Genomic DNA, 15,347 nt, shown 5'->3' on the forward strand with positions numbered 1-15,347 from the left:
TGCTAATCGTGATCGAAGCGATCGGTGGGCGCGGCGCTTCGTCTACAATCTCGCCTTTCCCCCAAGTTTGTCAGGAAGTCGCAGGTGTCCCGAACTGCCCCCCAACGTCGCTCGCCGAAGCGCCAGAAGGCGCCCGCTCCGGCGAAAGCGCACGTCATTACCGGCACTGAGCCCATCATCGAAATCGTGTCGCTCGACATGGAAGCGCGCGGCGTGGGCCGCATCGAGAGCGAAGACGGCACGCCCGGCAAGGTGATTTTTGTCGAAGGCGCGTTGCCCGGCGAGCGTGTCAGCTACTCGACGCATCGCAGCAAGCCGAAATTCGAGCAGGCTGAGGTCGTCCAGGTATTCCGCGAAAGCGTGCTTCGCACCAAGCCGAAGTGCACGTACTTCGATATCTGCGGCGGCTGTTCGATGCAGCATCTCGACATCCGCGCCCAGATTGCCGTCAAGCAGCGTGTGCTCGAAGACAATTTCCAGCATCTGGCGAAGTTGCGTCCGGAGACCGTGTTCCGGCCGATTCACGGACCGGCCTGGGGATACCGCTACCGCGCGCGTCTGGCGGTGCGCTATCTGCCGGAAAAGGGCGGCATGCGCATCGGCTTCTACGAGAAGAAGAGCAGCTATATCGCCGACATGAAGACCTGCGAGATACTGCCGCCGCATGTGTCGGCGATGCTGATGCCGCTGCGCTTCATGGTCCGCAAGCTGTCGATTTACGATCGTATGCCGCAGATCGAGCTGGCGGTCGGCTCATCCGTCACAGCGCTGGTGCTGCGCAATCTCGCGCCGATCACCTCCGCCGACGAGCAGGTGCTGCGCGATTTCGCCGACGAACACAAGATTCAGTGGTGGTTGCAGCCGGGCGGTCCTGACACGGTGACGCCGTTCTATCCGCTCGACATGCAACTCGACTACACGCTGCCGGAATACAACATCCGGATGCCGTTCAAGCCGACCGACTTCACCCAGGTGAATCACGCGATCAATCGCGTGCTGGTGAGCCGTGCGCTGCGTCTGCTGGCCCCGGCCAGAACGGACCGGGTGCTCGACCTGTTTTGCGGAATTGGCAATTTCACGCTGCCGCTTGCCCGGATTTCGAAGGAAGTGATGGGTATCGAAGGCAGTGACGTGCTGACTTCGCGCGCGCTTGCCAATGCCGAACTGAACGGTGTGGCGGGGCATACCTCGTTCGCCTGCCGCAACCTGTTCGAAGTGACCGCCGACGATATGCGCGCGCTCGGCCATTTCGACAAATTCCTTATCGACCCGCCGCGCGAAGGTGCGCTGGCTGTCGCCAAGGCGCTCGCGGAGATTGCGCAGAGCGGCGATGGGCCGTTGCCCAAGCGTATCGTCTACGTGTCGTGCGCGCCAGCCACGCTCGCTCGCGATGCGGGCCTGCTGGTGCATGAGGCCGGCTACCGGCTGGTGGGTGCCGGTGTGGTGAACATGTTCCCACACACCTCGCACGTGGAGTCGATTGCGTTGTTCGAACGGGACTGAGGGCGCCCGGTTGCCGGCTGGTGCTCCATAGGCTGACGGCGCTGCACAAACAGAAACGCCACGACCGAAGTCGTGGCGTTTCTGTTTAAGGCAGCAGCTGGTCGAGGCTTAGAACTGCCACCACGACTTTTCCTTACCCGGCCTTGCATGGCCCGTGATGTACGGGCTGTCGGGGAAGGTGCCGGCCAGAATGCGCTTCGTGTCGTCGGCCATTTGCGGCTGGTTCAGCTTCTCATACGACAGCATCATGATGTGCAGTGCGTCTTCGATAGCCGGCGCGTTCTTGTATTCCTTCAGCGCCAGTTGCGCGCGGTTGATCGCGGCGACATACGCGCCACGGCGGTAGTAATAATCCGCCGCATGAACTTCGTGCGACGCCAGCGCGTTCACGATATAGCGCATGCGTTGCGCGGCGTCCGGTGCATACTTGCTGTTCGGGTACTTGTCGACCACGATCTTGAACGCGTCATACGACTCGCGCAGCGACTTCGGATCGCGCTCGCTCATGTCCTGGCCGGAGAAGCGGCCGAACAGACCGAGGTCGTCGTTGAAGTGGATCATGCCCTTCAGGTAGTACGCGTACGCGATGTCCGGGTGATCCGGGTGCAACTGGATGAAGCGGTCGATCGCCTGGTCGGCGGCGGCGTTTTCGTTATCTTTCCAGTTGCAATACGCGACGTTGATCTGCGCTTGCTGGGCAAAGTGGCCGAACGGATCACGGCCTTCGAGCATCTCGAAATACTTGGCGCACTTGCCGAAATCACCACCGGTCAGAGCGTCGTTCGCCTCCGTATATAATTTGTTGTTGTTCCACGTAGCCGTCTCGTCGGTCTTTTCCGGCAGGCCGTGGCAAGCCGCAACAACGGCGACGGCTGCGGCGCACGCAATGTATCCGGCCACTTTCCGGGCCATCTTCTTGATGACCGCCAAATTGATCGCCGCTTTAGTGATGGTGTTCAAGGCTCGCATTTTCCAGTCTAGCTTTACGTCCAGGTGACCCAGACTCAATGACCCGCTCAAATACTCCAGGCGCCGCAACCGGTGCCGGGAATAGCAACAAAGATTATAGCGTAAGCGCTGACCCCTCCGACGCGTTGGGCGTCGATTCACTCGACGACGATCTCGGCAGCGACGCGCTTGCCGCTGCCGGCCCGCAAAGCAGGGTGCCGACGGTGGCGAGCCCCGTGGCGGACGAGTCGCCGCGCAGCGTCGTCGTGCCCGACGAACTGGCCGGCGAACGCCTCGACAAGGTGCTCGCCCGAATCTTTCCGGAGTTTTCACGTAACCGGCTGCAAAGCTGGATCGAATCGGAGCGGGTGCGCATCGACGGCAAGCCGGCCAAAATCCGTCAGCCGGTACCGCTTGGGGCCACCATAGAGCTCGTGCCCGATCTGCTGCCTGAACAACTCGCGTTCACGCCTGAGCCGGTGCCGCTCGAAATCGTCTACGAGGACGACACGCTGGTGGTCATCAACAAGCCGGCCGGCATGGTCGTGCATCCGGCGGCCGGCAACTGGAGCGGCACCGTTCTTAACGGCCTGCTGTACCGCTACGGCGACGCCGCGGCAGGCCTGCCGCGCGCCGGTATCGTGCATCGGCTCGACAAGGAAACGTCCGGACTGATGGTGGTGGCGCGCACGCTCGAGGCGCAGACGGATCTGGTGCGCCAGCTCCAGGCACGCACGGTGAAGCGCCGTTATCTCGCGCTGGTGTGGGGCAACATGCCCGAAGAAGGCACGATCGACGCGCCGATTGGCCGCGATCCGCGCGAACGCACGCGCATGGCGGTGGTGACGAGCGCATCGGGCAAAGCGGCGCGCACGCATTTCCGGCGCGTGGACACGGCGATCTGGCAGCGTCAGCCAGTCACCGCGATTCATTGCGATCTGGAAACCGGTCGCACCCATCAGATTCGCGTGCATTGTGCGCATATCGGCCATCCGCTGCTCGGCGATCCGATTTATGGGCGCGCGCGCGGCAAGCGCTCGGTGACGCCGTTGCCGGACGGTTTCGCGCGTCAGGCGTTGCATGCATGGCGCCTCGGTCTGATCCACCCGAAAACCGGCCGGACCATGCAATGGCGCGCCGATGCACCGGAAGACATGCAGGTGCTGTCGGCGGCGCTTGGCTTGGGGCGTGACGATGCAGGCGAGTTCGACGAGACGTACTACGAGGAAGACGACTACGACGCTTCGCTGGACGACGACATCGATGAAGACGGCGCACACAGCGACGACGATCACGACGAAGACCAGGATCACGACGACGAACACGACGAGGACGGTCACGCATGAGCTTGCCCGCGCTGAGCTTTGCCGATGTTGTGCAACCCGCATGGAACGTGTCGCCGCGTGTGCGCGCGCTCGTCACCACGCGCAACGGGGGCGTGAGCGAGCCGCCGTTCGGCCGTTGGCAGGATGGCGCTGACCAGCCTGGCGGCCTGAATCTGGGGATGAAAAGCGGTGACGATCCCGCCGCGGTCGCAACCAATCGCGCACGCTTGCTGAGTCTGGCAGGCGTAGGCGAGGCCGCGTGGCTCGAACAGATTCACGGCGCGGGCATCGTGCGCGCGGAAGATGCGATCGCGCAGACTCATGCAAGCGGTACGCCGACCCGAGCGGACGCTAGCGTCACCGATCGGCCCGGCACGGTGTGTGTCGTGATGATCGCCGATTGCATGCCGGTGCTGTTGTGCGACGAAGCGGGACGCGCGGTCGGCGCGGCCCATGCCGGCTGGCGTGGTTTGGCCGCGGGTATCGTCGAGCAGACCGCGCAGCGCGTCGCCGCTCTCGCCGGCGTGGAGGCCGCATCGTTGCATGCCTACCTGGGTCCGGCGATCGGACCGGACGCATTCGAGGTGGGTGCAGATGTGCGTGACGCCTTCATGAACGGCGTGGGCGGCGCGCAACGCGACGCCACCGCAAATGCATTCATTACGCATCCGCAAACCCCCGGCAAATATCTCGCCGATCTCACGGCGCTGGCGCGTTTGCGCTTGCAACGGCTCGGCGTGACGCGCGTTATTGGCGGCGATCTGTGTACGGTCACGCAACGTGATCGTTTCTATTCCTATCGCCGTGATCGCGAGACAGGGCGCATGGCCGCGCTGATCTGGCTGGACGATCAGGCTACGCATTAGTCCGGCACTCAATCATCCACGCACGGCCGCATGATGGCGCTTTGTTTTGTCAGCGCAATCATGCGGCCGTGGCGCTTCTCGCCGTTGCCTCGACCGGCGCGACGTCTTCCTGCGAGCATCCGTATGAGGGTTTATTCGGAGGCGCGTTGCGTGTTTTTGCTGCGCTGCCGGATTTTGCCGCGCATGAGTTAATCTGCCGCTAAAAGTGCCCGCGGGTGAACGGATAAATGCGCGTAAATACACATAAGCCCATGCAATACGGGAGCTTTTTTTGCTTATGCGGGCACTTATCAACCCATGTTCCAAAAGCGCGATCTGCTATACAGGGAAAACGATAATTAAAAAACTATCGCACTGCGGCAAAATCGGGAACAAGCATTGACATGCCTTGCGATGGGGAGCAAGAATGTTCCTCACAGCTCCTCGTACATGGGACAGGGCGTGACGAGGTCGCGAGCAATCGCCCACGTGCGCATGAACCTGCCTCTCAACCCGTCCGCAAGGACTTACCGGTCAAAAGCAGGTATGGCAGCATCACATTCCTCAGCTTCTCCCAGCACGGACTCCTCGACGGAGCACACGCAGCAGGCCGGTACGAGCGGCGCATCACCAGCCGCAGGCATGCAGCAGTTATTGGACGCCTGGATGAACGCATGGCGGTCGCTGGGCACGCCGCCCGGCGGCAGTGACATGCCTTTCCAGATGCCGCAAGTGCCCCAGATGCCGCAAATGGGCTTGCCGCAGATGCCGTCGTTCCCCGGTATGCCTGACTTCAGCAAACTGGCTGCGGGATCCCTGCCGTCAATGCCGTCATTCGCCGGACTCAACATTCCGAGCGCCGCGATTCCATCGGAGCGCCTGCAAAAGCTGCAAGCCGATTATTCGCGCGAGGCGATGGAACTGATCCAGCAGGCAACCACCTCCACGGCGAAAGCCCCCGAACTCAAGGACCGCCGCTTCAGTTCCGACGCGTGGAGCGCGACCCCGGCCTATGCATTTACCGCTGCGTGGTATTTGTTGAACGCGCGCTATCTGCAGGAAATGGTCGACGCGCTCGAAACTGAACCGAAGATGCGCGAGCGCGTTCGGTTCGCGGTTCAGCAATGGACCGCAGCCGCATCGCCGAGCAATTTCTTCGCGTTGAATCCGGAAGCGCAAAAGACCTTGCTCGATAGCAAGGGCGAGAGCTTGCGCCAGGGCGTGATGAATCTGCTGGGCGACATGCAGCGCGGCAAGATTTCGCAGACGGACGAATCGCGTTTCGTGGTCGGCGAAAATCTCGCGAACACCGAAGGCTCAGTGGTGTTCGAGAACGACCTCATTCAGTTGATCCAGTACAAGCCGCGCACGGCCACCGTGCGTGAGCGGCCGTTGCTGATCGTGCCGCCTTGCATCAACAAGTTCTACATTCTCGATCTGCAGCCGGAGAATTCGCTGGTCGCGCACGGACTCGATTCGGGTCATCAGGTGTTTCTGATTTCGTGGCGCAATGCGGACGCATCGATCGCAGGCAAGACGTGGGACGACTACGTCAGCGAAGGCGTGCTCAAGGCGATCGAAACGGTTAGCAAGATCAGCGGCCGCGAGCAAATCAACACGCTGGGTTTCTGCGTGGGCGGCACCATGCTCGCCACGGCGCTGGCGGTGGCGGCCGCGCGCGGCGAGCATCCGGCTGCGTCGATGACCTTGCTCACCGCGATGCTCGATTTCTCGGACACGGGCGTGCTCGACGTATTCGTCGATGAGGCGCATGTGCAGATGCGCGAGCAGACCATCGGCGGAAAGAACGGCGGCAAGCCCGGATTGATGCGCGGCATCGAATTCGCCAACACCTTCTCGTTCCTGCGGCCGAACGATCTGGTGTGGAACTACGTCGTCGACAATTACCTCAAAGGGCGCACGCCGGTACCGTTCGATCTGCTGTACTGGAACAGCGATTCGACGAGTCTGCCGGGGCCGATGTATGTCTGGTATCTGCGCAACACGTATCTCGAGAATCGTCTGCGCGAGCCGGGCGCGGTGACCACCTGCGGCGAGCCGGTCGACCTCTCGAAGATCGACGTGCCCACCTTTATCTACGGTTCACGCGAAGACCATATCGTGCCGTGGCAAACCGCCTATGCGTCGGTGCCGCTGCTCTCCGGACCGTTGAAGTTCGTGCTCGGCGCGTCGGGTCATATCGCTGGCGTGATCAATCCGCCGGCAAAGAAAAAGCGTAACTACTGGGCGCTGGAGGGCGACGTCAAGACGCTGCCGGAAAGCCCGGACGAATGGCTCGACCAGGCGACCGAAGTGCCCGGTAGCTGGTGGCCGGAATGGACCACGTGGCTTGACCAGTATGGCGGCAAGAAAGTGAAGCCACGCGCCACGGCCGGCTCCGCCGAATTCCCGGTGATCGAACCGGCGCCAGGGCGATATGTGCGGCAACGGGAGTAGGCTTCAGCGCGCCTGAGGGCGCGGTGGTGTGGCGGTATGAGTGCGCGTCCTGATATATGCAAGGGCGCATTGGCAACAAGATTTTTAACTTGACGGGCAGCGGCGTATTTAGCCGATGTCCCGGAGGATATGGAAATGACTGATGTTGTGATCGTATCGGCCGCCCGTACGGCAGTTGGCAAATTCGGTGGGTCGCTGGCGAAGATCGCTGCGCCTGAACTCGGCGCTACCGTGATTCGTGCCGTGCTCGAACGGTCTGGTCTGAAGCCTGAGCAGGTCAGCGAAGTCATTCTGGGGCAGGTGCTGACGGCAGGCTCGGGTCAGAACCCGGCGCGTCAGTCGCTGATCAAGGCGGGGCTGCCCACGGCGGTGCCCGGCATGACGATCAACGTGGTGTGCGGCTCGGGCCTGAAGGCCGTGATGCTGGCGGCCAACGCGATCATCGCGGGCGACGCGGACATCGTGATCGCCGGCGGTCAGGAAAACATGAGCGCCGCGCCGCACGTGCTGCCTGGCTCGCGCGACGGTTTCCGCATGGGCGACGCCAAGCTGATCGATTCGATGATCGTCGACGGCCTGTGGGACGTCTACAACCAGTACCACATGGGCGTGACGGCAGAAAACGTCGCCAAGGAATACGGCATCACGCGCGAGCAGCAGGATGCGTTCGCGGCGCTGTCGCAGAACAAGGCGGAAGCCGCGCAGAAGTCGGGCCGTTTTAACGACGAAATCGTGCCGGTCGAAATTCCGCAACGTAAGGGTGAGCCGCTGCGTTTCGCAACGGACGAGTTCGTGCGTCACGGCGTGACGGCTGAATCGCTGGCGGGTCTGAAGCCGGCATTCTCGAAGGAAGGCTCGGTGACGGCGGCCAATGCGTCGGGTCTGAACGACGGCGCGGCGGCGGTGGTGGTGATGTCGGCGAAGAAGGCTGAAGCGCTCGGCCTCACGCCGCTCGCGCGCATCAAGGCGTACGCCACCTCGGGTCTGGACCCGAAGGTGATGGGCATGGGTCCGGTGCCCGCATCGCGCCGTTGTCTCGAACGTGCGGGCTGGACGCCGGCCGATCTGGACTTGATGGAAATCAACGAAGCGTTTGCCGCACAGGCGTGCGCCGTGAATCAGCAAATGGGCTGGGACACGTCGAAGATCAACGTGAACGGCGGCGCGATTGCGATCGGCCATCCGATCGGTGCGTCCGGCGCCCGGATTCTCGTCACGCTGCTGCATGAAATGCAGAAGCGCGATGCGAAGAAGGGTCTGGCGTCGCTGTGTATCGGCGGCGGCATGGGCGTGGCGCTGGCGCTCGAACGCGCTTGATAGACCTCCAAGTCCCTGGGGCCTCAGGTTGTCGGCTCAAGCAGGCTTAGATAGGTTTTAGCAGGCGGTAAGCAGGGTTGCCGCGCGCCACATTGCAGCAGGTAGCGCGCGGTGAGCAATGGCCTCGTCGGCCGGTCGCCCGGCGGCAGTGGAGATGAAGCACAGGCGAGGGAAGAGGTAGCCGGTCGGCACCTCGAAAACGAAAAACGGAGTGTGGTTTATGACACAGCGAATTGCGTACGTAACGGGCGGGATGGGTGGCATCGGCACAAGCATTTGCCAGCGTCTGCACAAAGAGGGCTTCAAGGTAGTCGCCGGCTGTGGCCCGAACTCGCCGCGCCGCGTGAAGTGGCTCGAAGAGCAGAAGGCACTCGGCTACGATTTCATTGCGTCCGAAGGCAATGTCGGCGATTGGGAATCGACCAAGGCGGCGTTCGACAAGGTCAAGGCCGAAGTCGGTGAGATCGACGTGCTGGTGAACAACGCAGGCATCACGCGCGACGTCGTGTTCCGCAAGATGACGCACGAAGACTGGACGGCGGTGATCGACACCAACCTGACCAGCCTCTTCAACGTCACGAAGCAGGTGATCGACGGGATGGTCGAGCGCGGCTTCGGGCGGGTCATCAACATTTCGTCGGTGAACGGCCAGAAGGGGCAGTTCGGCCAGACCAACTACTCGACCGCGAAGGCCGGCATTCACGGCTTCACGATGTCGCTGGCGCAGGAAGTGGCCACCAAGGGCGTGACGGTCAACACCGTATCGCCTGGCTACATCGGCACCGATATGGTCAAGTCGATCCGCCCGGACGTGCTGGAAAAGATCGTTGCAACGATCCCGGTGCGCCGTCTCGGTCAGCCGCAGGAAATCGGCTCGATCGTGGCATGGCTCGCCTCGGACGAATCGGGTTTCTCCACGGGCGCGGATTTTTCGCTGAACGGTGGTTTGCATATGGGCTGAGTCACCGGCACGCCGCTCACAAGGCAGCGTGCTTCGGCTCAGATGGTTCCGGCGGCGTCCCGGCTGCACAATTGCCCGATTGTGCGCCGGCATGACGCCGTTTCCGCGCTCAACTCGCGCTCAAAGGCGTTACATGACCACTACTACAAAGAAAACAGCCGAACGATTGATCAAGAAGTACCCGAATCGCCGGCTCTACGATACCGAGACAAGCACGTACATCACGCTGACGGACGTTAAGCAGCTCGTGCTGGATCAGGAGGATTTCAAGGTCATCGATGCGAAGAGCAACGAGGATCTGACGCGCGCCATCCTGTTGCAGATCATTCTCGAAGAGGAGAGCGGCGGCTTGCCGATGTTCTCGTCGTCGATGCTGTCGCAGATCATCCGTTTCTACGGCCATGCCATGCAAGGCATGATGGGCACGTATCTGGAGAAGAACATCCAGGCCTTCATCGACATTCAGGCGAAGCTCGCCGACCAGTCGAAGAATCTGTACGAAGGCAAGGCGATGAACCCCGAAGTCTGGTCGCAATTCATGAACATGCAGGCACCCATGATGCAGGGCATGATGACCAGCTACATCGAACAGTCGAAGAACATGTTCGTGCAGATGCAGGAGCAGATGCAGAACCAGGCGAAATCGATGTTCGCCACCTTCCCGTTCACGCCAGGCGGTCCGGTGAATGCGGCAGGCGGACCGGCTACGCCGGCTACGCCGCAAACCAATCCGGAGCCGGAGAAGAAGTAACGGCGCGACGCTGCGCGGTGGGCGCGTCTTTACGCGTCGGCCCCATGGCCAAACGGCGCAGGGGTGGTGTGCCCGTCGCACGATGAGGCGGCGGGTGGACCACGGCGGCCTGCGCGCCGGGCGCAGGCGGATGGGCGCGGTACAATCACAGGTTGCGTGCGCCGGCGCTGTTGCGGGGTGTGGTCCTCGAGATCCTTTTGATCCCGTTACCCCTCAGGCCGTGTCGCAGCGTCCCATTTGTCACCGTCGCCACCGCTGTATCCCAGCCCCATCTATGTCGCAGACTGTTTTCCCTACCGCCCCCACGCTTTCGATTCCGAAGGCCGGATTTGTCAGCTTTGGCTGACCGCAAGATTTGCAGAAGCAGCTTGGGCGCCGTTCCCACATGAGCCGGCTGTTTCTTGCGCCCATGGAAGGGCTTGCGGACTACGTGTTGCGCGACGTGCTGACCAGCACGGGCGGATTCGACGGCTGCGTGTCCGAATTCGTCCGGGTGACGGGCTCCGTGCTTCCCGAGCGTGTCTACGAGAGGGATACACCCGAAGTCCTCCACGGAGGACGCACACCCGGCGGCACGCCGATGGTGATCCAACTTCTAGGTAGCGATCCTGAATGGATGGCGCTGAATGCGGCCCAGGCGGCCAGTTTGTCGCCGCATGGACTCGATCTGAACTTCGGCTGTCCTGCCAAAGTCGTCAACCGGCACGGTGGCGGCGCGATGCTGCTCGCGCACCCTGAACAACTGAACCGGATTGTTTCTTCCGTTCGCGCCGCGGTGCCTGCCGGCATCGCTGTGACAGCAAAAATGCGGCTCGGCGTGTCAGATACATCGCTTGCGATCGACTGTGCCACGGCACTGGCGGAAGGCGGCGCGGCCTCGCTCGTCGTGCATGCCAGAACGCGCGACCATGGCTACCGGCCGCCGGCCCACTGGGAGTGGATCGCGCGAATCGACGACGCCGTGGACGTGCCGGTCACGGCCAACGGAGAAGTCTGGACGGTGGCCGACTGGGAGCGGTGCCGGGCGGTCAGCGGCTGTGCGGACGTAATGATCGGGCGGGGCGCCGTGTCGGACCCTTTTCTGGCATTGCGCATACGCGGTCTGATGGAGCGGACGTCTTCCGGCGAGGAATGGCCGGCCGTGCTCGGTTTGCTCGCCGACTACCTGAGAAAATTGCAAGCCCGTGTCGCTGCCCGCCATGAGCACGGACGCGTCAAAATGTGGCTCAGTTATCTGAAACGGACGTGGCCGCAGGCTGCCGAGCTGCATGCAGCCATCCGGCGCCTCCATGATTCGCGTGACATTCTTGACGTGATCGAGCGCGCCCAGGCACTCGGTGGCTTGATCCCGATGCCGGCACATCAACACGCGGCCCTTGGCCTCGCCGATCCGGCAACGCCCCGCTACCTGGCCGACTGCACGGTCGCCGGCGCGGTACAATAAAGGGTTGCGTGCGCGGGACGTTGTCCGGGCTGTGGTCTGTCTGACCATCGGGCCCTTGGCCTTGCCGCACCGTCCCCATTTGTCGCCATCGTCACCGCTATACGCCGGATCCATCCTATGTCGCAGACCATTTCCCCCGCCGTGCCGACCCCTTCGACTCCGAAGGTCGGTTTCGTCAGCCTCGGCTGTCCTAAAGCGCTTGTCGATTCCGAGCAGATCATCACGCAGTTGCGCGCCGAGGGCTACGAGATCTCCGGCACGTACGACGGCGCGGACCTCGTCGTCGTCAACACGTGCGGCTTCATCGACGAAGCGGTGCAGGAAAGCCTCGACGCGATCGGCGAAGCGCTCAGCGAAAACGGCAAGGTGATCGTCACGGGCTGCCTCGGTGCCAAGCAGAGCGCGAGCGGTTCGAATCTGATCGAAGAAGTGCATCCGAAGGTGCTGGCCGTGACCGGCCCGCACGCGTTGGGCGAAGTGATGCAGGCGGTGCACAATCATCTGCCGAAGCCGCACGATCCGTTCATCGATCTGGTGCCGGCTGCCGGCGTGAAGCTCACGCCGCGTCACTACGCTTACCTCAAGATTTCCGAAGGCTGCAACCACCGCTGCACGTTCTGCATCATCCCGTCAATGCGCGGCGACCTCGTGTCGCGCCCGGTCGCGGACGTGATGCTCGAGGCGGAGAACCTGTTCAAGTCCGGCGTGAAGGAACTGCTCGTGATTTCGCAGGATACGAGCGCATACGGCGTCGACGTGAAATACCGCACCGGTTTCTGGAACGGCAAGCCGATCAAGACGCGCATGACCGATCTGGTCGGCGCGCTTGGCGAACTCGCGGCGCAATACGGCGCATGGGTACGTTTGCATTACGTGTATCCGTATCCGAGCGTCGACGAAGTCATTCCGATGATGGCCGAAGGCCCGTTCAAGGGCCACGTGCTGCCGTATCTGGATGTGCCGTTCCAGCACGCGCATCCGGAAGTGTTGAAGCGCATGAAGCGTCCGGCCAATGCCGAGAAGGTGATGGAGCGCGTGAAGGCGTGGCGCGAAATCTGCCCCGATCTGACGATCCGCAGCACGTTCATCGCCGGCTTTCCGGGCGAGACCGAAGAGCAATTCCAGACGCTGCTCGATTTCATCCGCGAGGCGGAACTGGATCGGGTCGGCTGCTTTGCTTATTCGCCGGTCGAAGGCGCGAGCGCCAATGAACTCGACGGTGCGTTGCCCGACGAAGTGCGTGAAGAGCGCCGTGCGCGTTTCATGGAAGTGGCCGAAGAAGTGTCGGCCAAACGGATTGCGAAGAAGGTCGGCAAAACGCTGAAAGTGCTGGTCGACGAGATCAATGCCGACGGCGGCATCGGCCGCACCGCGGCGGATGCGCCCGAGATCGACGGCGTCGTGTATATCGCGCCGGCCACCAAGGCGTCGAAGCGTTATAAGGTCGGCGATTTTGTCTCGGTGAAGATCACCGGCGCCGACGGTCACGATCTGTGGGGCGAGGTCTAAGCGATGACGGTGAGCACAGCCGGCACGCCGGAAGGCCGGACCCCGGCAACCTGGTCCCCGGCAGCCCAGCACCCGGAGAGCCGGCCTCCGGAGATCCTCGCGTTTGGCGAGGCGATGATCGAGTTCAACCAGTCGGCTAAAGATCAGCCGAACTATCTGCAAGGCTTCGGCGGCGATACGTCGAACTTCTGCATTGCGGCAGCACGGCAGGGCGCGAAGACGGGTTTCGCGTCGGCCGTGGGCAGCGACCATTTCGGGCGTCTCCTGATCGATCTGTGGGAACGCGAGCAGGTCGAGACGTCGCTCGTGCGCGTCGATCCGCACGCGCCCACCGGCGTCTATTTCGTCTCGCACGGTCCCGCAGGTCACGCGTTCGACTATCTGCGCGCGGGTTCGGCCGCGAGCCGCTACGCGCCGCACAATTTGCCGCTCGATGCGATCGCCGCGGCCAAAGTCATCCATTTGTCCGGCATCAGCCTCGCGATCAGCCTGAGCGCCTGCGACGCCGCGTTGGCGGCGATCGAGCATGCACGAGCGAACGGTGTGCGCGTGAGTTTCGACACCAATCTTCGTTTGAAGCTGTGGCCGCTCGCAAGAGCGCGTGCGGTGATGCTCGAAGCCATTCGTCACACCGACATTTGCCTACCGAGCTGGGACGACGTCACCGAACTGACCGGCTTGACTGGCCGCGACGAGATCGTCGACTTTCTGCTGTCGCATGGTCCGCGTGTCGTGGCGCTCAAGCTCGGCAAGGAAGGTTCGTATATCGCCACGCCGGATGAGCGGCGCGTCGTGCCGGGCCACGTCGTCAACGCGGTCGATGCGACCGGCGCGGGGGACTGCTTCGGCGGCGCGTTTATCGCGCGCATCGTGGCGGGTGACGATCCGTTTCAAGCGGCGCGTTATGCGAACTGCGCCGCGGCACTGTCCACGCAAGGTTACGGCGCGGTCGCGCCGATCCCTTCGCGCGCGACGGTCGAACACATCCTGGCCGGCTGACAGTAACGCGCTGCGAGGCGCGCCCCGCAGCCGGTCAGGACAAGATCATCTTGAGACACTAAACAGGAGCGAGCGATGCAACGAGACGTAGTGGTGGTAAGCGGTGTACGTACGGCAATCGGCGGTTTTGGGGGCAGTCTGAAGGATTTTCCGCCGACCGATCTGGGCGCACGCGTCGTGCGTGAAGCGCTGGCGCGCGCGAACGTGTCGGGCGACGAAGTCGGTCACGTGGTGTTCGGCAACGTCGTGCATACCGAACCGAAAGACATGTATCTGGCCCGGGTGGCCGCGATCAACGGCGGCGTCGCGCAACATGCGCCTGCGTTGACCGTCAACCGTCTGTGCGGCTCGGGCTTGCAGGCCATCGTCTCAGCCGCGCAAAGCGTGCTGCTCGGCGACGCCGACATCGCGATCGGCGGCGGCGCGGAAAACATGAGCCGCGCGCCGTACTCCATGCCGGCTGCGCGCTTCGGTCAGCGCATGGGCGATGCGCGCCTCGTCGACATGATGGTCGGCGCGTTGAGCGACCCGTTCCAGTCGATCCATATGGGCGTGACCGCCGAGAACGTCGCCCGCAAATACGACATCTCGCGCGAGACGCAGGATGCACTCGCGCTCGAATCGCATCGCCGCGCGGCCAATGCGATTACGAGCGGCTACTTCAAGGACCAGATCCTGCCGATCACGATCCCGTCGAAGAAGGGCGATGTCGTATTCGATACGGATGAGCACACGCGCATGAACGCGACGGCCGAAGACTTCTCCAAGTTGAAGCCGGTGTTCGCAAAGGAAAACGGCACGGTGACGGCCGGCAACGCCTCGGGCATCAATGACGCCGCCGCGGCGGTCGTGCTGATGGAACGCAGCGTCGCTGAAAAGCGCGGGATCAAGCCGTTGGCACGGCTGGTTTCGTACGCGCATGCGGGCGTCGATCCGGCCTACATGGGTATCGGCCCGGTGCCGGCAACCCGCAAGGCGCTCGAACGCGCCGGTCTGACGGTCGCCGATCTGGATGTGATCGAAGCGAACGAAGCGTTTGCCGCTCAGGCGTGCGCGGTCAGCAAGGAACTCGGTCTTGATCCGGCCAAGGTCAATCCGAACGGTTCGGGCATTTCGCTCGGCCACCCGATCGGCGCAACCGGCGCACTGATCACGGTCAAGGCCTTGTATGAGTTGCAGCGGGTTGGCGGCCGCTATGCGCTGGTGACGATGTGTATCGGTGGCGGGCAGGGCATCGCGGCGATCTTCGAACGGATCTGAAGCCGAGGCGGGACAACGTGACGCCACG

12 protein-coding genes are annotated in these 15,347 nt (G+C 62.8%); 11 read left to right on the forward strand and 1 reads right to left on the reverse strand.

Annotated elements, in window-relative coordinates:
* Positions 1–84: 84 nt before the first annotated feature.
* Entirely contained in the window at positions 85–1,503 is a 1,419-nt protein-coding gene (gene rlmD, locus M0D67_RS13685; protein WP_171925732.1) for a 23S rRNA (uracil(1939)-C(5))-methyltransferase RlmD, read from the forward strand.
* A gap of 108 nt (positions 1,504–1,611) precedes the next feature.
* Here rlmD and M0D67_RS13690 read toward each other — a convergent pair whose 3' ends face one another.
* Entirely contained in the window at positions 1,612–2,472 is an 861-nt protein-coding gene (locus tag M0D67_RS13690) for an outer membrane protein assembly factor BamD (RefSeq protein ID WP_154563081.1), read from the reverse strand.
* Between the two features lie 38 nt (positions 2,473–2,510).
* Between M0D67_RS13690 and M0D67_RS13695 the strand changes: the two genes are divergently transcribed.
* The 10 genes from M0D67_RS13695 to bktB all read left to right on the forward strand — a co-directional run bounded on the left by M0D67_RS13695 (position 2,511) and on the right by bktB (position 15,319).
* Complete coding sequence (locus M0D67_RS13695; protein ID WP_266238932.1) at positions 2,511–3,797, forward strand: RluA family pseudouridine synthase; 1,287 nt, start codon at positions 2,511–2,513, stop codon at positions 3,795–3,797.
* The gene (gene pgeF / locus M0D67_RS13700; protein ID WP_154563085.1) at positions 3,794–4,642 is read left to right on the forward strand and encodes a peptidoglycan editing factor PgeF; all 849 of its coding nucleotides are present in this window, start codon (positions 3,794–3,796) and stop codon (positions 4,640–4,642) included. Before M0D67_RS13695 ends, pgeF begins: the two co-directional genes overlap by 4 nt.
* Positions 4,643–5,263: 621 nt before the next feature.
* Complete coding sequence (gene phaC, locus M0D67_RS13705) at positions 5,264–7,078, forward strand: class I poly(R)-hydroxyalkanoic acid synthase (RefSeq protein ID WP_166618236.1); 1,815 nt, start codon at positions 5,264–5,266, stop codon at positions 7,076–7,078.
* Between the two features lie 135 nt (positions 7,079–7,213).
* Positions 7,214–8,395: an acetyl-CoA C-acetyltransferase gene (locus tag M0D67_RS13710; protein ID WP_154563089.1), complete on the forward strand. Its 1,182-nt coding sequence runs from the start codon at positions 7,214–7,216 to the stop codon at positions 8,393–8,395.
* Positions 8,396–8,615: 220 nt separating this feature from the next.
* Positions 8,616–9,356, forward strand: a complete 741-nt coding sequence (locus M0D67_RS13715; protein ID WP_054039485.1) for a 3-ketoacyl-ACP reductase — start codon at positions 8,616–8,618, stop codon at positions 9,354–9,356.
* Positions 9,357–9,489: 133 nt separating this feature from the next.
* Positions 9,490–10,107, forward strand: a complete 618-nt coding sequence (gene phaR, locus M0D67_RS13720; protein WP_054039487.1) for a polyhydroxyalkanoate synthesis repressor PhaR — start codon at positions 9,490–9,492, stop codon at positions 10,105–10,107.
* Between the two features lie 385 nt (positions 10,108–10,492).
* Positions 10,493–11,551 (forward strand): tRNA-dihydrouridine synthase, encoded by a 1,059-nt coding sequence (locus M0D67_RS13725; RefSeq protein ID WP_171925730.1) that lies wholly within the window; start codon positions 10,493–10,495, stop codon positions 11,549–11,551.
* A gap of 117 nt (positions 11,552–11,668) precedes the next feature.
* Complete coding sequence (gene rimO / locus M0D67_RS13730; protein ID WP_154563093.1) at positions 11,669–13,060, forward strand: 30S ribosomal protein S12 methylthiotransferase RimO; 1,392 nt, start codon at positions 11,669–11,671, stop codon at positions 13,058–13,060.
* Positions 13,061–13,063: 3 nt separating this feature from the next.
* Complete coding sequence (locus tag M0D67_RS13735; protein ID WP_154563095.1) at positions 13,064–14,059, forward strand: sugar kinase; 996 nt, start codon at positions 13,064–13,066, stop codon at positions 14,057–14,059.
* A 75-nt stretch (positions 14,060–14,134) separates the two neighbouring features.
* Positions 14,135–15,319: a beta-ketothiolase BktB gene (bktB, locus tag M0D67_RS13740; protein WP_154563097.1), complete on the forward strand. Its 1,185-nt coding sequence runs from the start codon at positions 14,135–14,137 to the stop codon at positions 15,317–15,319.
* Positions 15,320–15,347 lie beyond the last annotated feature (28 nt).

It is taken from the genome of Paraburkholderia sp. SECH4, assembly GCF_030511745.1.
GTDB classification, from domain to species: Bacteria; Pseudomonadota; Gammaproteobacteria; order Burkholderiales; family Burkholderiaceae; genus Paraburkholderia; species Paraburkholderia madseniana.